The 22,942-nt window shown below is 53.9% G+C and carries 22 protein-coding genes and 1 riboswitch; of the genes, 19 read left to right on the top strand and 3 right to left on the bottom strand.

Annotated elements, in window-relative coordinates:
- The first annotated feature begins 39 nt into the window (after positions 1-39).
- From NOS26_RS02120 to NOS26_RS02070, 11 genes are all read left to right on the top strand, one after another.
- Positions 40-468 (top strand): DUF1934 domain-containing protein, encoded by a 429-nt coding sequence (locus NOS26_RS02120; RefSeq protein WP_014015128.1) that lies wholly within the window; start codon positions 40-42, stop codon positions 466-468.
- On the top strand, positions 468-2,132 hold the full coding sequence (gene argS, locus NOS26_RS02115; RefSeq protein WP_022497722.1) for an arginine--tRNA ligase: 1,665 nt from the start codon (positions 468-470) through the stop codon (positions 2,130-2,132). Before NOS26_RS02120 ends, argS begins: the two co-directional genes overlap by 1 nt.
- 64 nt (positions 2,133-2,196) lie before the next feature.
- Positions 2,197-3,807: a CTP synthase gene (locus tag NOS26_RS02110; RefSeq protein ID WP_014015126.1), complete on the top strand. Its 1,611-nt coding sequence runs from the start codon at positions 2,197-2,199 to the stop codon at positions 3,805-3,807.
- 550 nt (positions 3,808-4,357) lie between these two features.
- Positions 4,358-5,713: an electron transport complex subunit RsxC gene (gene rsxC, locus NOS26_RS02105; RefSeq protein ID WP_014015125.1), complete on the top strand. Its 1,356-nt coding sequence runs from the start codon at positions 4,358-4,360 to the stop codon at positions 5,711-5,713.
- A 17-nt stretch (positions 5,714-5,730) separates the two neighbouring features.
- A complete protein-coding gene (locus NOS26_RS02100; RefSeq protein ID WP_014015124.1) occupies positions 5,731-6,765 on the top strand; it encodes an RnfABCDGE type electron transport complex subunit D in 1,035 nt (344 codons plus the stop codon).
- 1 nt (position 6,766) lies between these two features.
- Positions 6,767-7,318: an RnfABCDGE type electron transport complex subunit G gene (locus NOS26_RS02095; RefSeq protein ID WP_014015123.1), complete on the top strand. Its 552-nt coding sequence runs from the start codon at positions 6,767-6,769 to the stop codon at positions 7,316-7,318.
- Positions 7,319-7,320: 2 nt separating this feature from the next.
- The gene (gene rsxE, locus NOS26_RS02090) at positions 7,321-7,944 is read left to right on the top strand and encodes an electron transport complex subunit RsxE (RefSeq protein ID WP_014015122.1); all 624 of its coding nucleotides are present in this window, start codon (positions 7,321-7,323) and stop codon (positions 7,942-7,944) included.
- The gene (locus NOS26_RS02085; protein WP_014015121.1) at positions 7,944-8,516 is read left to right on the top strand and encodes an electron transport complex protein RnfA; all 573 of its coding nucleotides are present in this window, start codon (positions 7,944-7,946) and stop codon (positions 8,514-8,516) included. Before rsxE ends, NOS26_RS02085 begins: the two co-directional genes overlap by 1 nt.
- Before the next feature lie 23 nt (positions 8,517-8,539).
- Positions 8,540-9,394 carry an RnfABCDGE type electron transport complex subunit B gene (gene rnfB, locus NOS26_RS02080; protein ID WP_022497725.1) on the top strand — a complete coding sequence of 285 codons (855 nt, stop codon included), beginning with the start codon at positions 8,540-8,542 and terminating at the stop codon, positions 9,392-9,394.
- A 117-nt stretch (positions 9,395-9,511) separates the two neighbouring features.
- Positions 9,512-10,453 (top strand): FAD:protein FMN transferase, encoded by a 942-nt coding sequence (locus NOS26_RS02075; RefSeq protein WP_014015118.1) that lies wholly within the window; start codon positions 9,512-9,514, stop codon positions 10,451-10,453.
- Between the two features lie 129 nt (positions 10,454-10,582).
- A complete protein-coding gene (locus NOS26_RS02070; protein WP_014015117.1) occupies positions 10,583-11,023 on the top strand; it encodes an Lrp/AsnC family transcriptional regulator in 441 nt (146 codons plus the stop codon).
- A 145-nt stretch (positions 11,024-11,168) separates the two neighbouring features.
- Here NOS26_RS02070 and NOS26_RS02065 read toward each other — a convergent pair whose 3' ends face one another.
- Complete coding sequence (locus NOS26_RS02065; RefSeq protein WP_036202286.1) at positions 11,169-11,861, bottom strand: ATP-binding protein; 693 nt, start codon at positions 11,859-11,861, stop codon at positions 11,169-11,171.
- 121 nt (positions 11,862-11,982) lie between these two features.
- Between NOS26_RS02065 and NOS26_RS02060 the strand changes: the two genes are divergently transcribed.
- Positions 11,983-12,645: a Crp/Fnr family transcriptional regulator gene (locus tag NOS26_RS02060; protein WP_014015115.1), complete on the top strand. Its 663-nt coding sequence runs from the start codon at positions 11,983-11,985 to the stop codon at positions 12,643-12,645.
- Between the two features lie 261 nt (positions 12,646-12,906).
- Here NOS26_RS02060 and NOS26_RS02055 read toward each other — a convergent pair whose 3' ends face one another.
- Complete coding sequence (locus tag NOS26_RS02055; protein WP_255917206.1) at positions 12,907-14,124, bottom strand: bifunctional 3,4-dihydroxy-2-butanone-4-phosphate synthase/GTP cyclohydrolase II; 1,218 nt, start codon at positions 14,122-14,124, stop codon at positions 12,907-12,909.
- 114 nt (positions 14,125-14,238) lie between these two features.
- Positions 14,239-14,370, bottom strand: a riboswitch (FMN riboswitch).
- Positions 14,371-14,422: 52 nt separating this feature from the next.
- Complete coding sequence (locus tag NOS26_RS02050; RefSeq protein WP_014015113.1) at positions 14,423-15,826, bottom strand: FAD-binding oxidoreductase; 1,404 nt, start codon at positions 15,824-15,826, stop codon at positions 14,423-14,425.
- Between the two features lie 165 nt (positions 15,827-15,991).
- On the opposite strand from NOS26_RS02050, the gene NOS26_RS02045 reads away from it, so the two are divergent.
- The 7 genes from NOS26_RS02045 (at position 15,992) to NOS26_RS02015 (ending at position 22,890) form a co-directional block, all read left to right on the top strand.
- Positions 15,992-16,339: a septum formation initiator family protein gene (locus NOS26_RS02045; RefSeq protein WP_014015112.1), complete on the top strand. Its 348-nt coding sequence runs from the start codon at positions 15,992-15,994 to the stop codon at positions 16,337-16,339.
- Positions 16,340-16,446: 107 nt separating this feature from the next.
- The gene (locus NOS26_RS02040; protein ID WP_014015111.1) at positions 16,447-16,896 is read left to right on the top strand and encodes a S1 domain-containing RNA-binding protein; all 450 of its coding nucleotides are present in this window, start codon (positions 16,447-16,449) and stop codon (positions 16,894-16,896) included.
- Positions 16,897-17,023: 127 nt separating this feature from the next.
- On the top strand, positions 17,024-17,947 hold the full coding sequence (locus NOS26_RS02035; RefSeq protein ID WP_014015110.1) for a phosphatase: 924 nt from the start codon (positions 17,024-17,026) through the stop codon (positions 17,945-17,947).
- On the top strand, positions 17,944-18,939 hold the full coding sequence (gene tilS, locus NOS26_RS02030) for a tRNA lysidine(34) synthetase TilS (RefSeq protein ID WP_255917205.1): 996 nt from the start codon (positions 17,944-17,946) through the stop codon (positions 18,937-18,939). Before NOS26_RS02035 ends, tilS begins: the two co-directional genes overlap by 4 nt.
- A gap of 26 nt (positions 18,940-18,965) precedes the next feature.
- Entirely contained in the window at positions 18,966-19,505 is a 540-nt protein-coding gene (gene hpt / locus NOS26_RS02025; protein ID WP_255917204.1) for a hypoxanthine phosphoribosyltransferase, read from the top strand.
- Positions 19,506-19,593: 88 nt separating this feature from the next.
- Positions 19,594-21,639: an ATP-dependent zinc metalloprotease FtsH gene (gene ftsH / locus NOS26_RS02020; RefSeq protein ID WP_255917203.1), complete on the top strand. Its 2,046-nt coding sequence runs from the start codon at positions 19,594-19,596 to the stop codon at positions 21,637-21,639.
- 282 nt (positions 21,640-21,921) lie between these two features.
- On the top strand, positions 21,922-22,890 hold the full coding sequence (locus NOS26_RS02015) for a biotin--[acetyl-CoA-carboxylase] ligase (RefSeq protein WP_014015106.1): 969 nt from the start codon (positions 21,922-21,924) through the stop codon (positions 22,888-22,890).
- The last annotated feature ends 52 nt before the right edge of the window (positions 22,891-22,942 follow it).

The following is a 22,942-nucleotide window of genomic DNA, read 5'->3' as shown; positions in this document are numbered from 1 at the left end:
ATAGTAACATTGGATTTGTGATAGGAAAGGTGGAATACATTGAAACCTGTCTTAGTAAGTGTAAAGAGTATCCAACGTAACAAAGAGGGAGAAGAGCTGAAAATGGAGCTCGTTTCCGAAGGCAAATACTACGTCAAAGACGGGACGCAGTACATCGTCTACGAAGAGAGCGAGCTGACGGAAATGAAAGGCGTTACGACGGTCATCAAGGTATTACCCGGAGGGTCCGTCTTATTGTTGCGCCTCGGGAAGCTCCGCCAGCGTCAGGAATTTCGCAAGGGAAAGGTGACGCGCTCCCAGTATGACACACCGGTCGGCACGTTCGACGTGCAGATGAAGACCTATGAATGCCGTGCCGATCTGCTCGATGGGACCGGTACGATTCAGTTAGGCTACGACGTCCATATCGAAGGCGTCAGCGCCAATTATACACAATTAACCATAACCGTGCAGGAGGATCAAGCGTAATGGAAATGAAGGATTTATTGAAGCAGGGCATTACGGAAGCCCTGAACAAGGCTATTGCAGCCGGCACGCTTCCCGCTGGCGACTATCCCGATGTCGCCCTGGAAGTACCGCCGCAGAAGGAATTCGGTGATTTTGCCAGCAACATCGCCATGCAGTCGGCCCGCGTCGCCCACAAGGCACCGCGCATCATTGCCCAGGCCATCGTCGACGGCATGGATTACCCCTGGCTCGACCATGCTGAAATCGCCGGTGCCGGCTTCATCAATTTCTTCTTGAAGAACGACGTCATCTACGATACGCTCAAACAGATCCTGGCAGCCGGTGACGCTTATGGTCATGCACCGCTTCGGCAGGAAGACACGATCCAGGTCGAATACGTCAGTGCCAACCCGACGGGGCCGCTCCACGTCGGTCACGGCCGCGGTGCCGCTTATGGCAGTGCCCTGGTCAACCTCCTGCGGGCTGCAGGCTATAACGTCCAGGCTGAATATTACATCAACGATGCCGGCAACCAGATGAACAACCTGGCTGCGTCGGTCAACGCCCGTTATCTGGAACTCCTGGGCAAGCCGGCGGAAATCCCGGAAAACGGCTATCACGGCCATGACATCATCGAAACGGCCCAGGCCATCATCGACCAGGACGGCGATAAATATTTGGACATGCCGGAAGCAGAACGGCTGGAACTGTTCAAGGACCGGGCCTATGCAGAAAAACTCAAGGCCCTCAAACGGGACCTGGCTCATTTCAACGTCCATTACGATAACTGGTTCAGCGAACGGACGCTCCATCCCGATGCCATCCAGGCAGCCTGCAAGGTCCTGGAAGAACGGGGCAAGATTTATGAAAAAGACGGTGCGCTGTGGCTGAAATCGACGGACTACGGCGACGACAAAGACCGTGTCGTCATCCGCGACAACGGCGTACCGACTTATTTGGCAGCCGATATCGCCTACCATAAGAATAAGTATGACCGGGGCTTCAAGAAGATGATCAACATCTGGGGCGCCGACCACCACGGCTATGTAGCCCGCGTCAAAGCGGCCATGGCAGCCCTCGGTTACGACGTCGATCAGCTGGAAGTGCTCCTCTTGCAGATGGTCAGCCTCTTCCGCGACGGCAAGCCCGTCAAGATGAGCAAGCGTACGGGTCAGGCCATTACGCTGAACGAACTCATCGAAGAAGTCGGCACCGATGCAGCCCGCTACTTCTTCATCATGCGGTCCCTGGATACGCAGCTCGATTTCGACCTGGACCTGGCGAAATCCCACAGCAACGAAAATCCGGTCTACTACATCCAGTACGCCCATGCCCGTATCTACAGCATTTACCGTCAGGCCAAGGAAGCCGGTGCCAACCTCAGCATGGACTGGTCCGACGTCAAATGGGATACGCTGACCAATGAATACGAACTGGAACTGATCAAGAAGATGGCCGCTTTCCCGGAAGAAGTCCAGCGCGCAGCCCGCGAACGGGCGCCGCACCGCATCGCCCACTTCGTCCACGAACTGGCCGGCATGTTCCATACGTTCTATAACCACTGCCGCATCATCCAGGAAGATAAGGACTTGGAAAAAGCCCGTCTGGCCCTGGTCACGGCAGTCCGCATCACCATTGCAAACAGTTTGGCTATTTTAGGGGTTTCTGCTCCTGAAAAAATGTAATATAATAAAATAATAAGCGATTTGATTTTTGATTCGATGAGCAGAAGCTCAACAGGGAGGAAATATGGCTAAATACATCTTTGTCACAGGCGGCGTCGTTTCTTCGTTAGGGAAAGGCATTACAGCAGCATCGCTGGGCCGTTTGCTGAAGAACCGCGGCTATAAGGTCACGATCCAGAAGTTTGACCCTTATATCAACATCGACCCGGGTACGATGAGCCCGTACCAGCACGGCGAAGTCTTCGTCACCGACGACGGTACGGAAACGGACCTCGACCTCGGTCATTATGAACGCTTCATCGACATTAACCTCGGCAAGAACTCCAACGTCACGACCGGCAAGATTTACTGGTCTGTCCTGCAGAAAGAACGCCGCGGCGATTATTTGGGCCATACCGTCCAGGTCATCCCGCACATCACCAATGAAATCAAGAACCGCGTCTATCGAGTCGGCGACGACGACAATGCGGACATCGTCATCACGGAAATCGGCGGCACTGTCGGCGACATCGAAAGCCTGCCGTTCCTGGAAGCCATCCGCCAGATCAAGAAGGAAGTCGGCCGCAATGACGTCTTGTACATCCACGTCACCCTCGTGCCGTACATCGGCGCTGCTGGCGAACTGAAGACCAAACCGACCCAGCACAGCGTCAAGGAACTGCGCAGCATCGGTATCCAGCCGGACATCATCGTCTGCCGTACGGAACGCCCCTTGTCGGATGAAATGAAAGAAAAACTGGCCCTGTTCTGCGACATCGATAAAGATGCCGTCATCGAAAACAAGACCTTGAACAGCATCTATGAAGTGCCGCTCCTCTTGTCAGAAGAAGGCATGGACCGCATCGTCCTGGACAAACTCGACCTGCCCGACCGCCCGTGCGATATGGAAGACTGGAAGAAGATGGTCCACGCCATTTACAATACGGAAAAGACCCTGGAAATCGCCCTGGTCGGCAAGTATGTCGCCCTTCACGATGCTTACCTCAGCGTAGCCGAAGCCTTGAACCATGCCGGCATCGCCTATAAGACCAAAGTCAACATCCACTGGATCGATTCGGAAACCCTGGAAGATCCGAACCTGTCCATGGAAGAAGTCTTCAAAGGTATCGACGGCATCGTCGTTCCCGGCGGCTTCGGCAACCGTGGCGTCGAAGGCAAAATCCGCGCCGTCCAGTATGCCCGTGAAAACAACGTGCCTTACCTCGGTCTTTGCCTGGGTATGCAGTGCGCTGTCATGGAATTTGCCCGCCACGTCGTCGGCCTCGAAGGCGCTACGTCGTCGGAATTTCACGAAGATGCCAAATTCCCGGTCATCGACCTCATGCCGGACCAGGTCGACATCTCCGATAAAGGCGGCACGATGCGCCTCGGCCTATATCCCTGCAAATTGACGGAAGGCACCAAGGCCCACGAAGTCTATGGGACAAACCTCATTTACGAACGCCATCGCCATCGCTGGGAATTTAACAACAAATACCGTACGGAAATGGTCAATGCCGGCCTGGTCCTGTCGGGCACGTCGCCGGACGACCGCCTGGTAGAAATCGTCGAACTCAAAGATCATCCCTGGTTCGTCGGCTGCCAGTTCCATCCGGAATTTAAATCCCGTCCGACCAACGCTCATCCGCTGTTCAAAGGCCTGATCAAAACGGCCCTGGAATTAAAAGGGGAATAATTGGTGGCTCGTAGCTCGTGGCTCGTAGGGGCCGTCCTAAAGGGCGGCCCGCCGTTAGCAGTCAGCAGTCAGCCCCTAGCCCCTAGCCCCTAGCCCCTAACAACTAGCCACTCAAAAAGGCGCTGTCATAAGACAGCGCCTTTTTCACGTCTATGCCCTTGATGCATATGTGATGCATATATATGTGATTTCTTGAACATATGGCAAGTTGCTTTATTTCGGCAAAATACGATAAAAGTTAGTTACTGTGAAAAGAAAAATAAACTATTTTATGTTATTATGCATCCTTGTAAAATGAGATAAAACGGCCCTTTATAGTATACAAAACAGGTAATGTATACGAAAATGTAAACTGTAGTATCTCTTTGTATCTGGACCTTTTTTGACTTCTTTTTCCTTCGCCTGGCAGGTCATAAAAATGAGTTAAATGTGTAACTTTGCTCTGATTTTCACATTGAATAATATGCTACATAATGATATAATGTAAGCGATTGAAAGCATGATTCATGTTTTTATTATTTTTCATTATATAATAATGAGGTGATTTTTGATGTTGAATACCTTTAAAAGAGGTGGGGTCCATCCTGACGATGGCAAGATCTATGCAAAAGACAAAGCCATAGAAACCCCGGCAGTACCGGCTCAAGTCGTCATTCCCATGAGCCAGCACTTTGGTGCGCCTTGTACGCCGACCGTCAAAGTCGGTGACCTGGTCAAGAAAGGCCAGCTTATCGGGACGAGTGACGCATTCTTGCATGCCGACATCCATGCATCTACGTCCGGCAAAGTCATCAAAGTTGCGCCTATGCCGCACAACATGATGGTTAAGTGCATGGCTGTCGTCATCGAAGCAGATGGCAAAGATGAATGGGCAGAAGGGATTCCTCAGGCTCACGACTGGAAACAGCTCGACAGCAAGGAAATCTTGGAACTCATCAAGAAGGCCGGCGTCGTCGGCTGCGGCGGTGCTACCTTCCCGGCTCATGTCAAACTGGCTCCGAACAAACCGGTCGATACGTTCATCGTCAACGGTGCTGAATGTGAACCGTACCTGACCTGCGACTATCGCGCCATGGTTGAAAAGGAAACGACGGACAAACTCGTCACGGGCGTCCAGATCTGCATGAAAGTCCTCGGCGTCAAGAAAGCATTCATCGGCATCGAAGACAACAAGCCCGAAGCCATCCAGAACCTGACCGAAGCTTTCAAAGATATTCCTGAAGTTACTGTTCTCGCTTGCAAGACGAAGTACCCTCAGGGCGCTGAAAAGATGATGATCGAAGCCTGCACAGGCCGTCAGGTCGAACCGGGCGGACTTCCTATGAACGTCGGCTGCGTCGTCAGCAACGTCGGTACGGTCATTGCCATCACCGATGCTGTCTGTCAGGGCATCCCCTTCATCGAACGTCTTACGACCGTCACCGGTGACTGCATCAAAGAACCGAAGAACCTCCGTCTCCGCATTGGCACGACTTTCCAGGAAGCCATCGATTACTGCGGCGGCTTCTCCAAACAGCCGGATCGCCTGATCGCCGGCGGCCCGATGATGGGGCTGGCCCAGTATCAGCTCGATGTACCAATCACCAAAGGGGCTTCCGGTATCCTGGCTCTCTCTCCGGAAAAATGCCAGGTCGGCGAAGAATCTCCGTGCATCCGCTGCGGCCGCTGCGTAGAAGCATGTCCGATGGGCCTCATTCCGAGCCAGCTCAGCATCTTCTCGTCCTGCCAGGCATGGGATAAATGCATGGAATACGGCGTCATGAACTGTGTCGAATGTGGCAGCTGTGTCTACACCTGCCCGGCAAAACGTAACATTGTCCAGTATATCCGCAATGCGAAAGGCCAGTGCAAAGCTATCCAGCGCGCAGCGCAGGCTAAAGCTGAAGCACAGAAAGCCAAGAACTAATTGGAAGAAGGGATATCATGAGTCCAGAAGCTAAAGGACAAACAAATGGAAAGGATGCTAAAGACATGCAGGAATTTAAACTTACCGTAGCATCTTCACCGCATGTTCGCTGTAACGAAACCATTCCTAAAATCATGTGGAATGTCGTCGCCGCCCTTGTACCGGCTGCTGCGTTCGGCGTCTACTATTTCGGTGTTAATGCTCTCGTCAATATCATCGTCGCAATTGTCTCGGCAGTTGTATTCGAATTTTTATGGGAAAAACTGATGCACAAACGCGTCACCATCACAGATGGTTCTGCCGTCATCACGGGCCTTCTCCTGGCTATGTGCTGCCCGCCGAGCCTTCCCTGGTGGATGAGCATCGTCGGTTCCTTCCTGGCAATCGTCGTTTGTAAACAGGCCATGGGCGGCCTTGGCTACAACATCTTCAACCCGGCTCACGTCGGCCGTGCTGGCTTGATGGTTTCCTGGCCGATTGCCATGACGACCTGGACCCAGCTCAACGGGACCGTCGTCGACGGTGTCGCTGGTGCTACGCCGCTGAACGTCTTCAAACACGGCGGCACAGACGCTCTCTTCAATCTCTTCGGCACGAACGATTGGGGCACCATTTATCAGAGCCTGTTCTTCGGGTTCCGCAACGGCTCCCTCGGTGAAACCTCTACGGTCCTCCTCATCCTCGGCGGTTTGTGGCTGATCTACAAAGGTTACATCAACTGGCAGGTTCCGGTCATCATGATCGCTACTGTCGGTATCCTCATGGGTGCCATCTATGGCAGTGCCAACGTTGCACTCTTTGAAATGATGGCTGGCGGCCTCATCATCGGTGCTTTCTTCATGGCAACCGATATGGTCACCGCTCCGATTACCCTCAAAGGCCAGATGATCTTCGCTCTGGGCTGCGGCCTCATTACGGTCCTCATCCGTACACTCGGCGGCTATCCTGAAGGGGTTTGCTACTCCATCTTGCTCATGAATACCTTGACTCCGCTCATCGACCGTCTGGTCAAACCGACCGTCTTTGGCGCAGTAAAAAAGGGGGCTAAATAAAATGGCAGACAAAAACGAAAGCGGGATCTTCAAGGTTGCGATGAACCTTGTCCTCACCTGCCTGGTTTCCGGCTGTATCATCGGCGCTGTCTTCTTCATTACCGGCCCGACCGCTACGGCTAAAGCAGAACAGATGAAACAGGATTCCATGAAATCACTCGTTCCGCAGGCTGAAAAATTCGTTCCCGTCCAGGGCGAAAAAGATACCTTCATCGCTGAACAGGGCGGCAAAAAAGTTGCTTATATCATTCCGACGGCTCCGAAAGGCTACGGCGGCCCCATCAAGATGCTGACGGCTGTTTCCATGGACGGCAAAGTCCTGGACTACACGGTCCTCGAAGCCAACGAAACTCCGGGCCTCGGTGACAGAGGTGCTAAATCTCCGTTTAAAGATCAGTTCAAAGGCAAGAAACTGGAAAACCTGGAAGTCACTAAAGACCATGGCGTAAAGGATAAGATCCAGGCCATGACCGGTGCTACCATTTCTTCCCGTGCTTTCACTTTGGGCGTTAAGCAGGCTGTTGAAAAAGCAGCACAGTTAGGGGGTAAATAATAATGAATCTTTGGAAAGTATTTACTAGAGGCATTATTGAAGAAAACCCGTACTTCGTCCTGGCCCTGAGCCTGTGCCCTGGCCTTGCCGTCACGACAAGCGTCATCAATGGTCTGACCATGGGCTGCACAGTATGGTTCGTTATCACGGCTAACAACACAGTCGTTTCCATCATCCACAAGTTGATCAACAAAAAAGTCCGTATCCCTGTTTACATCACCTGTATCGCTACCATCGTAACCTGCGTACAGCTGTTCTTACAGGCCTATGCTCCGGATCTGTACAAAGCCTTGGGCGTATACCTCGACTTGGTTGTCGTATTTGCTATCATCCTGGCTCGTGCTGAATCGGTTGCATCGAAAAACGGCGTCGTCGTTTCCTTCCTCGACGGCATGGGCATGGGCATTGGCTTCACCATTGCTATGTTCATGATTTCCTTCGTCCGTGAAATCCTCGGCAACGGTACTTTCTTTGGCATGGAAGTCTTCGGTCCGTCCTATCAGCCTGCTCTGATCATGGCATTGCCGCCTGGAGCCTTCATGCTCATCGGTTTCATCATGGCCGGCTTCAAGATCTGGAATGAACATGTTGAAAGACAGAGACAACTGAAAGGGAGTGAAGGATAATGGAATACTTTACGCTGTTCATCGGGGCTGTCTTGATTAACAACTTCGTATTGACCAAGTTCCTCGGTTTGTGTATCTTCTTCGGCGTTTCCAAGAACCTGAACGCCTCTGTCGGCATGGGCTTCGCCGTCACTGCCGTCATCACTTTGAGTACTATCCTGGCATGGTGCCTTTACAACTGGGTCCTCGTACCGCTTAACCTGACCTTCTTGCGGACGATTTCCTTCGTTATCTTGATCGCAAGTTTCGTACAGTTACTGGAAATCGTCATCAAGAAAGAATCGCCGACATTGTATAACATGTGGGGCATTTACCTCATGCTGATCGCTACGAACTGTATCGTATTGTCCGTCCCGGTCATCAGTGTCACCAGCGGTTATAACTTCCTGGAAAACATCGTCTTCGCCGTTGGCGCAGGCCTCGGTTTCGCCCTGGCTCTGATTCTCATGGCAAGCTGCCGTGAAAAATTGGACTATGCCGATGTTCCTCATGCTATGAAAGGCACACCGATCGCTTTCATCATCGCCGGCATGATGTCCCTGGCATTCCTCGGCTTCTCCGGTATGATTTAAGGCAAAGGAGTTGGAATTAAATTATGGATTACTCGTTCATTGCAATCATGGCCGTCGTTATCATGGCCTGCATCGGTATCGTCTTCGGCTTTATCCTTGCAAGTGCTGATAAGAAGTTTGCCATGGAAGAAAACCCGCTCATCGGCGAAGTAAAAGAAGCACTTCCTCAGGGCCAGTGCGGTGCCTGCGGTTTCGCCGGTTGTGCAAAATATGCGGAAGCCGTCGTCCTCGACCCGAACGTTCCGCCTAACCTCTGTGTTCCTGGTAAAGCTGAAGTCGCTGCTGTCGTCGCTAAATTGACGGGCAAAGTCGCTGAAGCTACGGAACCGAAATATGCTCACATCAAATGCCGCGGCGGCAATGGCATTGCCAAACTGGCTTATGAATACAAAGGTATTCATGACTGCGCGGCTGCTAAAATCGTCCAGCAGGGGCCGAAATTCTGTAAGTTCGGCTGTCTTGGCTTCGGCAACTGCACGCGTGCCTGCCCGTTCGGCGCTATGAGCATGGGTGAAAATGGCCTGCCTGTCGTCAACAAGACGCTCTGCACGGGCTGCGGCAAATGCGCTTCTGTTTGCCCGAACCACGTCATCGAACTCCTGCCGGTCAGTGCCAAAGTCAGCATCAGCTGCAGCTCCAAAGATTTCGGCGCTCCGGCTATGAAGAACTGCAAGGCCCTGTGCCTCGGCTGCGGTTCCTGCATGCGTAACTGCTCGCACCAGGAAGAAGGAGCTATCAAGATCATCGACCATCTGGCTGTCGTCAACCAGGACATCTGCCACAACTGTGACAATGCAACCTGCCTGACCAAGTGCCCGACCGGTGCCATCAACGAAATGATCAAAGGTTCTTTCAAGAAAGAAGAAAACGTAGGTTAATACATGGATAAGAAACGGTATGTATGGGTTCTTCTCACCATGGCGTTCCTCATCGTTTTAAGTTGCTCCGGATGCACTCTGCATCCGGAGTCTTCTTTTGATAGGAGCGGTGTCGCCATGGATACGACGGTGTCCCTGCGGGCGTCGGGGAAAGAAGCCAAAGAAGCAGTCGACGAAGGTTTCGACCGCCTGGATCAGCTGGATAAACTGGCCGGACAGAATGAAGACAGCGATGTGAGCCGTATCAATGCGGCTGCCGGCAGGGAATACGTCCAGGTCGACCCGGCTGTTTATGAAATGATTGAATATGCCAAGGATTATTCTGCCAAGAGCCAGGGCGAATGGGACATCACGGTCGGCGTCATGACCAATTTGTGGCGCATCGGCAATGACGACCAGCACGTACCCTCAGCCGATGAGATTTCCCGGGCCTTGATGAAGGTCAACTATAAGGACATCCTCCTGCGGCCGGAAGACCACAGCGTCATGCTGGCGAAAGCAGGTATGGCCATCGACTTGGGCGGTGTCGCCAAAGGCTATGCGGTCGACGAAATCCGTAAGATCTATGAAAAGCACCACATTGAAAGCGGTCTCATCAATCTCGGCGCCAGCTCGATGTATGCCGTCGGCAAGACGAGTAAAGGCAAGCCCTGGCGCATCGGCATCAAGCATCCCCGGTCTGACGATGATAAGGCTTTCCTGGGCATCGTATCCATCGAGAACCAGGCCCTGTCCACGTCAGGCGACTACGAACGCTATTTCATCCAGGATGGCGTCCGCTACCACCACATCTTCGATCCTCGCACGGGTTATCCGGCCCGGTCCGGCGTCATGAGCGATTCCATCATCATCGACGGATCGGTACCCCATGCCGGCATGCTCAGCGACATGATGACGACCATCGTCTTCGTCCTGGGGCCGCAGAAAGGGATGGAGCTGGTGAACAGCATGGAAGGCGTCGACTGTGAAATCACGGGCACTGATAATGCCGTCTATATGACTCAGGGATTCAAGGATAATTTTTCCGATCTGAACGGTGATTTTCATTTTTCAGAATAAACCCGACTCCATAGAAGTAAAAAGTATAGCAGAAGAAAAATTAATATCTTTAAGTCTATTTACTTTTTCATTCGTTTGTAAGATAATAGATATGTAAAATTTAAGAACTATGGAGGGTAGTATCTACATATGGATCATATTGATGACAAAATTTTAACGATACTCAAACACAATGGCAAGGCTTCGGCTACGGAAATCAGCAAGGTCGTCGGCCTGTCCATCCCGGCTGTTGCCGAACGTATCCGCAAGATGGAACACAACGGCATCATTGAAGGCTACGGTGCCAAGATAAGCCGCCGCAAGACCGGCTATAACGTGACGGCTTTCATCATGGTCAACCTCGAACGGTCTGGCGATGTCGAAGAATTTCGCTCGAAAATCGTCCAGTACCCGGAAGTATTGGAATGCCATCACGTCGTCGGCGCCTTTGACTACTTATTGAAAGTCCTGGTCAAGACGCCAGATGACCTGGAACACTTCCTCATGCAGGTCCTGAACGAAATCCCGACCGTCGCCTCGTCGCAGACCTTCATGTGCCTGTCGACACTCAAAGAAGAATGGAACGTGTAAAATGAAAAAAGCTGTCCTTGCGGACAGCTTTTTCGTTTGCCGTGGGTCGTGGCTCGTTTGTCGCTAAATGTGGGATTTCTTCAGTAAACGAACCACGCCAAACGGACCACGGAAAGGAGCTGCCTTACAAGGGCAGCTCCTTTTCCTATGCCTTTATTTTCCCATCCAAACTGATGGTGTATACGTTCATGGGAATCGCCTTGCCGCTTTGCTGGAGGGCTCTTTTGGCGGCCATTTCCAGCCCGCCGCAGCACGGGACTTCCATGCGGACCAGTGTGAGGTCCTGGATATCGTTCTGACGGATGATTTCTGTCAATTTTTCGGCGTAGTCGATGTCGTCGAGTTTGGGACAGCCGATGAGGGTGATGCGCCCTTTGATGAAGTCTTCATGGAAACGGGCGTAGGCATAGGCCGTGCAGTCGGCGGCGATGAGCAGGCTGGCGCCGTTGAAGTAAGGCGCATGGGGCGGGACCAGCTTCAGCTGGACCGGCCACTGGCTCAGGCGCGATGGCATGTCGGGCGTGCCTGCCGGGACTGTTTCTGCCGGTTCGAGGCTGCGTGCCTGGCTGCCCGGGCAGCGGCCACGGTAGACCCTTCCCTGGGCGGCCATATGCTTCTTGACGGCTTCTTCGTCGTAGGCGACGGCTTCGCGTTCGATAAAGGTGATGGCATTTGTCGGGCAGTGAGGCAGGCAGTCGCCTAAGCCGTCGCAGTAGTCGTCGCGCATGAGACGGGCTTTACCGTCGACCATGGCGATGGCTCCTTCGTGACAGGCCGTGGCGCAGGCGCCGCAGCCATTGCATTTTTCTGAATCAATCTGTATAATTTTACGTATCATAGTTTCCTCCGCAGTGATGATGAATCAATAATCTTGGACCTTTTATGGTCTCAGTATATCTCATGGAGGAGGAATAAGCTGTTGTTTTTCCAACTATTATCTTTTTTCGGGAGGTTTTCCAATGGAACCCTATCTTTCCCTTATCAAAAAATCACCGCTTTTTTGTGGTATTACTGAAGCCGATGTCCTGCCGCTCCTGGAGCACTTGAAGGTGCGCAAAAAAAAGTATCAGAAAGGGGAATTTCTCTTTTATTCCGGCGATACTGTCCCCTATATCGGATTGGTCCTGGACGGCGCCGTCCATATCATCCAGGAAGATTACTGGGGCAATCGCAATATCCTGTCCCAGATCCCGGCGGGCTTCTTCTTTGGCGAAGCCTTTGCCTGTCTGCCTGAGTCACTGGCTACGGTCGACGTCGTGGCCGCGTCGGATACGGTCATCATGCAGGTCCACGTCGATAACGTCCTCCATGCCGGCCAGGTGCTGACGCCAGCCCAGGCCCGCTTCATGAGCAACCTCCTGGCCATGATGGCCGAAAAGAACCGTCTCCTGACCGAAAAGATACGCTACCTGACCCAGCGGTCGACGCGCCAGAAAATCGTCCTCTATTTGTCCGACCTGGCCCGCAAGAAAGGCAAGGCCACGTTCAGCCTGCCCTTCAACCGCCAGCAGATGGCCGACTTCCTTTCCGTAGACCGCAGCGCCTTATCGGCCGAACTGAGCAAGATGAAGAAAGAAGGCCTCATCGATTACCGAAAGGATAAATTCACTTTGCTGCAATAGGAGAGTGTGTTGTATGAAGGTTTCTGCCATCATGCTAGGTTCCTTTTACTTTATAGTTTGTAGTACGGAGTTTGTAGAAATTCCCGAGGCGTCACATCTGTAGAGGCTTGCACGTGGCAAGCTCTGCAAACTTCGAACCACATGCTGAAAGAGCAACCTCTCAGTCAGCTTCGCTGACAGCTCTCCTATAAGGAAAGCCACGAACCACGAACCACTAAAAAAGGCGCTGTCTTCATGGGACAGCGCCTTTTTTCCTCGCTCTTAATGCAGATGGGGGAGGATGTGGCCCATTTTATTCTTTTTCGTTTCCAAGTAAAATTCGTCGAATTTCTGCGGTTTCATTTCAATGGGGACCCGTTCTACGATTTCGACTCCGAAGCCTTCGAGGCCGTAGACTTTTTCCGGGTTGTTCGTGAGCAGGCGGATTTCTTTGGCGCCCATGTCCTGGAGAATCTGGGCACCAATCCAGTATTCACGAAGGTCCGGTGCGAAGCCGAGTTTTTCATTGGCTTCGACCGTGTCGTAGCCCTGTTCCTGGAGGACATAGGCCTTGAGTTTATTGATGAGGCCGATGCCGCGGCCTTCCTGGCGCATGTAGAGGAGGATGCCCCGGCCTTCGGCGTTGATCTGCGTCAGGGCAGATGCCAGCTGTTCGCCGCAGTCGCAGCGGCGGGAGCCGAAGACGTCGCCTGTGAGGCATTCGGAGTGGACACGGCACAAGAGGTTCTTGCCATCGCCGATTTCGCCTTTGACCAGGGCGACGTGGTGTTCGCCGGTCAGGTCGTTGATGTAGCCGTAGATCTTGAATTCGCCGAACTTCGTCGGCATCTTGGCGACGGCTTCGCGGATGACGTGTTTGTCGTGGCGGCGGCAGTAGTTCTGGAGGTCGTGGATGGTGATGAATTTCAGGCCGTATTTATCGGCGATTTTCCAGAGGTCCGGCGTGCGCATCATCGTGCCGTCATCGGCCATGATTTCGCAGCACAGGCCGACTTGTTTGAGCCCTGCCAGGCGCATGAGGTCGACCGTGGCTTCTGTGTGGCCATTGCGGGTCAGGACGCCTCCGCGTTTGGCGATGAGCGGGAAGTTGTGGCCAGGACGGCGGAAATCTTCGGGACGAGCCGATTCTTCGACACATTTGCGGGCCGTCAGGGCGCGTTCGACAGCGGAAATGCCCGTCGTCGTGTCGACGTGGTCGATGGAAACGGTGAAGGCTGTTTCATGGTTGTCTGTATTTTCACTGACCATCTGGGGCAGGCCGAGTTTATGGGCATATTCGATGCTCATAGGCATGCAGATCAGGCCCTTGCCGTGGCTGGCCATGAAGTTCATGTTTTCCGTCGTGCAGTACTGGGCGGCGCAGATGAAGTCGCCTTCGTTTTCGCGGTCCGGGTCATCGGTGACGATGATGATATGGCCGGCCTGCAATTCTTCCAGTGCTTCTTCGATGGTGTTGAATTTACGTTTTTCTGTAGTCAAAATAAAGACCTCCTTAAAGTCTGTTTATCAGTTTTATGAATGGTATCAAAAAAGCCCTGGCCAGTGGCACAGGGCTTTGACATGCAAGGAAAGGCAGGCTGCAAGCGCAGCACGCCACATCTTCTTCCATCCAGACTATACTGTCGGTTTTGGAATTGCACCAAATCACGAGCCAGTGGCTCCTACGCCGTAGCGTTCGCGGACTATACCGCCGATCGGGAATTTCACCCTGCCCTGAAGATATATGTCTTATTCAGTTCTGTTATGTATTATACACGGTAGCCGCTATTTTTGCAAGTTACTCGACGTCGAAGATTTTCCCCGGGTTGAGGATGTCGTTGGGATCGAGGGCCTTCTTGATGGCTTTCATCATTTCCAGTTCGCCAGGATCGGTAAATTCCTCCATCAAGTGCTTGCGCTTATAGCCGATGCCGTGTTCGCCGGACAGGCGGCCGCCGTGGGCATAGATGAACTTGTACAGTTCCTGCTGGTTGGCCTTGACCCGCTGGTCCCAGTCTTCATAGGTGGCATCTTCGTTCTTGAGGATGTTCAAGTGGATATTGCCGTCGCCGGCATGGCTGGCGATGCGGGTGACCAAGTTATATTTCTGGGCCAGGCGAAGGATTTCATCGAGGAGGGCTGCTTCCTGGTCGACAGGGACGACGACGTCTTCTTTGCAGACGATGAGGCTTTCGGCACGGACGGCTTCGGCAAAGGCCTTGCGGGCCTGCCAAATCTTGTTGTGGTCGGCGACGAGAACTGACGAAGCGCCATTTTCCGTGCAGACTTCGTCGAGGACGACGGCTTTGTCGTCCAGGTCGTCTTCGCTGGTCCCTTCGACTTCGACGATGACGTAGTTGCCGTTGTCGCTGCCCTGGAGGTTTTCATTGAGGTACTTTTCGACGGACTTGATGGTGATGTTGTCCATAAATTCAACGCACGTCGGCGTGATGCCGGCTTTGATGATCTTGGTGACGACGCCCATGGCCTGGCGGCGGTCGTCGAAGATGGCCAGCAGATCCAAGGCGTATTTCGGCTTGGGCAGGAGTTTCAGCGTGGCCTTGGTGATGATGCCCAGGGTCCCTTCCGAGCCGATGACCAGCTGGTCCAGGGAATAGCCTGTCGACTGTTTCTGCAGCCGCGCGCCGAGGTTGACGATGCGCCCTGTCGGATTGACGACTTCTACGCTGTAGACCTGGTGGCGCGTCGTCCCGTATTTGACAGCCCTATTGCCACCGGCGTTGGTGGCGATGTTGCCGCCGATGAAGCATGAATCGCCGCTGCACGGGTCGCCGGCATAGAAGAGGCCTTTCTTTTCGGCTGCTTCCTGCAGGTCTGACGTGCGCACGCCCGGTTCGACGACGGCATAGAGTCCGTTTTCATTGATTTCCAGGATCTTATTCATCTTTTCCAGTGACAAGACGAGGCCGCCGTATTCCGGGACAGCCCCGCAAGCCAGGCCTGTGCCGGCCCCGCGGGGGACGACAGGGAAGTGGCAGGCGTTGGCCAATTTGATGATGGCACTGACCTGCTGTGCCGTTTCGGCAAAGACGACGGCTTCCGGCATGTGGTGATAAGCCGGATCGGTCACTTCGTCATGGGAGTAAGGCTGCATGGCATCGGCGTCGGTGACGACGTTCTTCGGGCCGACGATGGCCTTTAATTTTTCCAGGATTTCTGTCGTGATTTTTTCGTAATGCATAAGTGTTCCCCCTCGGAATAAGATACAAAATGTCGTGCCTCTATTATATATAACCTCTGCCCATTTTAAAAGGAATTTTGCAAAAAAACTTTATCTTGTGCTTAAAGCACGGTATACTATAAGGTAAGACTTTTTCAGTCTCTTGTTCTTAGAAAGGGTGATTGGGTGGAAACCAAGCAGTATCGCCAGCCTGGGCGCCGGAAGAAGCGCCGCAAGGTTCGCCGGAAGCGCCGTCCTGGCCTGCTCATCCGGCTTCGGCAATTGAGCTGGTACAATCTTTTTCTCATGGCCATCATCATTGCCGGGTTCTATCTCATCGGCATCCGCCTTTACCGGTTGTGGGAAATCCATGAGGACATGAATCAGACTTTGCAGCAGGAACAGACCTTGCGGGATGAGAACCTCCGGCTCCGGGAGCGGCGTGACGAGCTGAATGATCCCGATGAAATCGCCAAGGAAGCGCGAGAACAGTTTGGATTGGCCAAGCCCGATGAAATTCCTTATAAGCCGTAATCGCTATATTTTGTATTTTGATGATTGAATTTTTTAGTGATTATGAGTATAATGGCTGTATACGTTTAGCAATAATGCTGATATTACAAGGAGGAAATTGAAACAGCATGACAATCGAAGTAGGCAGTGTGATGGAAGGTACCGTTACAGGAATCACAAAGTTTGGCGCATTCGTAGAACTTCCGGATAAGAAAGTGGGTCTCGTACATATTTCTGAAGTCGCTAATGAGTATGTCAAAGATGTAAATGATTTTTTGAAAGTGCGAGATAAGGTCAACGTCAAAGTGTTGTCTGTAGACGATAAGGGAAAAATCGCCCTGTCTATCAAACAGACCCAGCCGGCGCCGGAAAAGAAGGAATTTCGCCCGAAACGCGATTTTCGCCAGAAACATGAATTTCGCCAGCATAATGGCTTTGATTCGCGCCGTTCGTCGGGTTCTCTTTCTTTTGAAGACCGACTCAGCAAGTTCCTCAAGGAAAGCGATGAACGCCTGATGGATTTAAAACGCAATACGGAATCGAAACGCGGCGGCCGCGGTGCACGCCATGCTGATTGAGTAAGTATTGAATAGCAGATGGTAAGAAAGGGGTGCTGTCGCACGAAGACAGCGCCTTTTTACGTTTTCCCCAGGGTCGTTTGAGAGAACCGGCCGTGGGGATGGACGAAATCGGAAAGGAGCAACTATGGAGTATCAGAAGTATGCAGTCATCGATATCGGCTCCAACTCCCTGCGCCTCATGACGGGCTGGCAGGAAGTCCCGGGTACGTGGATTTTTTCGCCGAAAGAACTGGCGACGACGCGGCTGGGAAAAGATATCGATGAAACACACCACTTGTCGCCGGCAGGGATGGAGGCGTCCTTTGCGGCCATGGAACGCTGGAAAGGGCAGCTGACGGGAATCCCCGTCTGTGCCGTGGCTACCAGTGCCGTCCGCGAAGCCGTCGACGGCCAGGCTTTCCTGGCAGAAGTGCGGGCCCGCTTTGGCTGGCACTGCCGGGCGATTTCCGGCCTGGAAGAAGCGTCGCTCAGCTTTACGGGAGCTACGGCTTCCCTCAATCCCGACGTGACGGCTGCCGTCATCGACATCGGCGGCGGCAGCAGTGAAGTCGCTGCCGGCCGGGGCGGGGACCTGTGCTGGTCCCACAGTTATCCCATGGGTGCGGTGCGCTTTACGCGGGGCGAGGTCATGAGCCATCAGGATGTGGCTCATCTGGAGCGCCATTGCTATCAGGAATGGCTGCCCATGAAGATACGGCCGGATCTGCTCATCGGCGTCGGTGGGACGCTGACGACGCTGGCCGCCATGGATCTGCAGCTGGCCGTCTACGATGCGGAAAAAGTCGAAGGCCACTGCATTTCTTATGAAGCCCTGTGCGGTCATATCGAACGGCTCCAGGCCATGACGCCGGAAGAACGGCGCCATGTGCCGGGCCTTCAGCCCAAGCGCAGCGATATCATCATCGCCGGCCTGCTCATCGCCAAGTCCTTTCTTCAGCGGTATCAGATCCCGGCGATTACCGTCAGTGAACGGGACCTCATGGAAGGCGTCTTTTTCCGCCATTCTTTCCATGATGCGGCCTGGAATTCCCGGGACCGCCAGCCGTGAACCTCGTCGAACGCGTAGACGCTTACGGCAGGCAGCACGACCTGTGGCAGCCGGGAAGGGCCCTGGTCGTCGCCTGCTCCGGTGGGCCCGATTCGCTGGCCCTGCTGGATATACTGAACCGCCTGGCCCCGTTATATAGGCTAAGCCTGACGGCCTGTTACGTCCATCACGGCATCCGCCGGGCTGCCGACGACGAAGTCGCCCTGGTTCGGCAGGAAGCCCTGCGCCGCCACTGTGGTTTTGCCTGGCAGTATGTCGACGTGCCGGCCCTGGCCCGGAAAGAAAAGGCTTCGGAAGAAGCCGTAGGGCGGCGGGAACGTTACCGCATCCTGCGGGAAACGGCCCGGGCCTGTGGGGCAGACCGCATTGCCGTGGCCCATCATGCCGATGACCAGGCCGAAACGGTACTGCTCCATCTCTTGCGTGGCAGCGGCCTCGACGGCCTTTGTGGCATGTCTCCCAGGCGGGGCGACATCATCCGCCCGCTCCTGGCTGTGACCAAGGCTGAATTGACAGCCTATGCCGCCCAGCGCCAGCTGCCGGTCTGCCACGATGAGACCAATGACAGCCGGCGCTACAGCCGCAACCGGATACGGCTGGATCTGTTGCCGCAGCTGCAGCAGTACAACCCGGCCATTACAGCGGACTTGAACCGCCTGGCCGACATCGTCAGGGCCGACGAAGTCTTTCTGGAAAACGCGGCAGAAGCCCTGTACCAGCAGCTCGCCCTTCCAGACGGCGCCATGCCGGCCCTGGATAAGAAAGGTTTGCTGGCTCAGCCGCTGGCCATGCAGCGGCGCTTGATCCGCCGCCTGTGGCAGGAAGGGACGGGCTCTCGTCAAGACCTGCCTTTTCATTATGTTGAAACCATACGGGACCTGGCTGCTAAAGGAGCGGGGAAACAGTTCCAGTGCGGCCGGGCCTGTGTTTATACGACCCGGACAGCCCTCTGCCTGGGTCCTGCCGTCCCCCGACGGAGACGGCATCGGTAATTCACTTTATTATGGAGGAAAACAAGATGCATCAGGACATTAAAGAAATTTTATTGACAGAAGAACAGATTGCTGCCCGCGTTCACGAACTGGGCGCCCAGATCACCAAAGATTATGCCGGCAAGACCATCCTCATGTGCGGCATCCTCAAAGGGGCCGTCACCTTTTTCACCGACTTGGCCCGCTGCATCGATGGCCCGGTCTACTTCGATTTCATGAGCTGCTCCAGCTACGGTTCGTCGACGACGTCGTCCGGTGTCCTCAAAATCCGCAAGGACCTCGACAACGATGTCAAGGATAAAGATGTCCTCATCGTCGAAGACATCATCGACACGGGCGTCACCTTGAGCCACCTCGTCCCCATGCTCAAAGAACGGGGCGCCCGCTCGGTCAAACTGGCCACGCTCCTCAGCAAGTCGGCCCGCCGTCAGGTCGAAGTGCCTGTCGACTACAACGGCTTTGAAATCCCCGATGCCTTCGTCGTCGGCTATGGCCTCGACTACGACAGCCGTTACCGCAACCTGCCGTATATCGGTATCTTGAAAGAAGAAGTATATTCCAAATAGTTGTTGCTTTACAAGAAGTGTGGTAATATAAGACTGTATTGGTTGGAATAAAAAGCATTATCATAAATTAAATGAAAGGAGCCATATTTTGAGTAAATTTGTGCGGAATGTAAGTTTATACTTACTCATCATCATCGTCGCCGTATCGATCATAGATGCCTTTACGAGCAGTAAGACAGATAAATCGGAAATTTCTTATACGAATTTCATGAGTCAGGTACAGCAGAAGAAAGTCGATGCCGTCCAGATCACAGCGGACCATGCCATCGTGGGCCAGCTGAAAGACGGAACGTCCTTTACTTCATACGCCCCGACCGATTCGTCCCTCTTGCCGGCTCTGCGCGATGCTGATGTCAACATCATCGCCAAACCGCCCGAACAGCCTTCGTGGTGGATGAACATGCTGACAGCAGTCCTGCCGATCCTGGTCCTCATTGCCGTCTGGTTCTTCATCATGCAGCAGACCCAGGGGGGCGGCGGCCGGGTCATGAACTTCGGCAAGAGCCATGCCAAGATGCACGGTGAAGGTAAGATCAAAGTTACCTTTAAAGACGTTGCTGGTGAAGACGAAGCGAAGGAGGAACTGGCGGAAATCGTCGAATTCCTGCGTAACCCCAGCAAGTATAATGCCATTGGCGCCAAGATACCCAAAGGGGTGCTCCTCTTTGGCCCTCCGGGGACCGGGAAGACCCTCCTGGCCCGTGCCGTAGCCGGTGAAGCCGGCGTGCCTTTCTTCAGCATCAGTGGTTCCGACTTCGTTGAAATGTTCGTCGGCGTCGGCGCTTCCCGTGTCCGTGACTTGTTCACTCAGGCCAAGAAGAATGCGCCCTGCATCGTCTTCATCGACGAAATCGACGCCGTCGGCCGTCAGCGTGGCGCCGGCCTTGGCGGCGGCCACGACGAACGGGAACAGACGCTGAATCAGCTCCTGGTCGAAATGGATGGCTTCGGGTCCAACGAAGGCATCATCACCATTGCTGCGACCAACCGTCCGGATATCCTCGACCCGGCCCTGCTGCGTCCCGGTCGTTTTGACCGGCAGATCACGGTCGACCGTCCGGATCTGCGCGGCCGCCGGGCTATCCTCGACGTCCACGCCAAAGGCAAGCCCCTCGGCAAGGATGTCGATCTCGACGTCATCGCCAAGAAGACACCGGGCTTTACCGGTGCCGATCTGGGCAACCTGCTTAACGAAGCAGCCCTCCTGGCTGCCCGGGCCAATAAGAAAGTCATCAATATGGCTGAACTGGAAGAAGCCAGTGAAAAAGTCTGCTTCGGTCCGGAACGCCGCAGCCATGTCATCAGCGATAAGGAAAAGCGTCTGACGGCAGTCCACGAATCGGGCCATGCCCTCATCGCCTATCTCCTGCCGGATGCCGATCCGGTCCATAAAGTCACGATCATCCCGCGCGGCCGGGCTGGCGGCTATACCATGATGCTGCCCGAAGAAGACCGGTCGTATGAAACGAAGTCGTATTACCTGGCTCAGATCCGCGTCGCCCTCGGCGGCCGGGCTGCCGAAGAAATCGTCTTCAACGAAATCAGCAGCGGTGCATCCGGCGACTTGCAGAGCGTCACCCGCATCGCCCGCCAGATGATTACCCGCCTGGGCATGAGCCCGAAACTGGGTCCCATGGTCTTCGGAGAACAGCAGGACCAGGTCTTCCTCGGCAAGAGCCTGGGGCATGAACGCAACTACGGTGAAAGTGTAGCCGAACTCATCGACAAGGAAATGCACGATACCGTATCCGAAGCCTATGCCGACGTACTCCACATGCTGCGCGAACACCTGGATACGCTGAAGCATATGGCCGACGCCCTGATGGAAGTCGAAACGATCAACCATCAGCAAGTCGACAACCTGGTCAAGTACGGTACCCTGGAAGGGCCGGAAGACCAGAAAAAGGAAACGGAAGCTGCACCGGCTGCCCCGGCGGAAACGACGGAAGCCGGAACACCGGACACCACAGCCGTTCCTGAAGCCAAGGAAGAAAAAGCCGAACCGGCTGCTCCCAAGGCAGAACAGACAGAAATACAGATCAGCCCCTGGGGCAACCCCGTCCCCAAAGGCGGCCTGACTACAGGTCTGACCGATAAAGACGACGAAGAAAAAAAGGCTGACGAAGAAAAATAGGAAACAAGTGAAAAAAGGGTTTGTCGCATGACGACAAACCCTTTTAAGTTGTTAGTGGCTAGTAGCTAGTTGTTAGCGGATGGTTTTGAATTGAAAGAGAACACTACGTGGGCGATCCGCTGGATATTTGGAGATTCTTTCTACGGGCCACTACCTCCCAGCCTCCCCTTGACAGGGGGATGGTTTATGTTAAAATTTTTACATAGAATAGGCATATTGTGCGCCGTTAGTGGCGCTTTTTTTTGAATGGGGCTGCCAGGGGCAGCGGCAGGGGTGATTGTGATGAGACAAGATATTCTCGATTTTTTGATACACCATAAGGATGAATTTGTATCGGGGCAGCAGATTTCCGACCAGCTCGGTATTTCCCGGACGGCCGTATGGAAACATATCCGCGCGCTGAAGCAGCGGGGCTATGTCATCGAGTCCTATACCAAGAAAGGCTATTGTCTGCGGGAAGCTCCGGAACTCTTGTCGGAAAAGGCCATCCTTGATGGTTTGCAGACGAAGTTCGTCGGCCGCCCTGTCGTCTATCGGGAGCGGGTCGATTCGACGAATAACGTCGCCAAGAAACTGGCTGACCAGGGGGCGCCGGAAGGAACGATCATCGTGGCAGAAGAACAGACGGGCGGGCGCGGCCGCATCAATCGGACCTTCCTCTCTCCCTATGCCAAGGGCGTCTGGTTTTCCTTGATCCTGCGGCCCGATATTTCTCCCATGGAAGTGGCTAAGATGACCTTGCTGGCTGCCGTCGCCGTAGCCCGCTCCATCCGCCGGCACGGCCTGGCAGACTGCGGCATCAAGTGGCCCAATGACATCCTGGTCCAGGGGCGGAAGATGGTCGGCATCCTGACCGAACTCAACGGGTCGGCTGAAAAGGTCAATTACATCATCATGGGCATCGGCGTCAACACGGACATCATGGCCGATGATTTGCCGGAAGACTTGAAATCCATCGTCACCAGCTTTGCCCGGGAAGGCATCCGTGTCAGCCGGCTGGCCCTGCTGGAAACGCTGCTGGCAGAAATCGAACGGCTCTACGATACGGTCTGCCGCCAGGGGTTCAGCCAGGTATTGGCCGAATGGCGGTCCTTGTCGTGCATGCTGGGGCAGGAAGTGACCGTCAGTTCCGTGAACCGGACTTTTTCCGGCATGGCACGGGATATCGATGAAAACGGCAATCTCCTCGTCGATACGGCAGCCGGTACAGAAGTCGTCATGGCAGGGGATATTCATGTCCGGCCCGTCTAATTTCTTGGGAAAAGACTATTCAAGACAGGAAAACTCTGTTATTATAATAGGC

Source organism: Megasphaera sp. SC8-1, from assembly GCF_024436295.1.
GTDB lineage: Bacteria > Bacillota > Negativicutes > Veillonellales > Megasphaeraceae > Megasphaera > Megasphaera elsdenii.
Note: the sequence above shows the minus strand (reverse complement) of the source record. Positions and strands in the feature narration are given on the sequence as shown.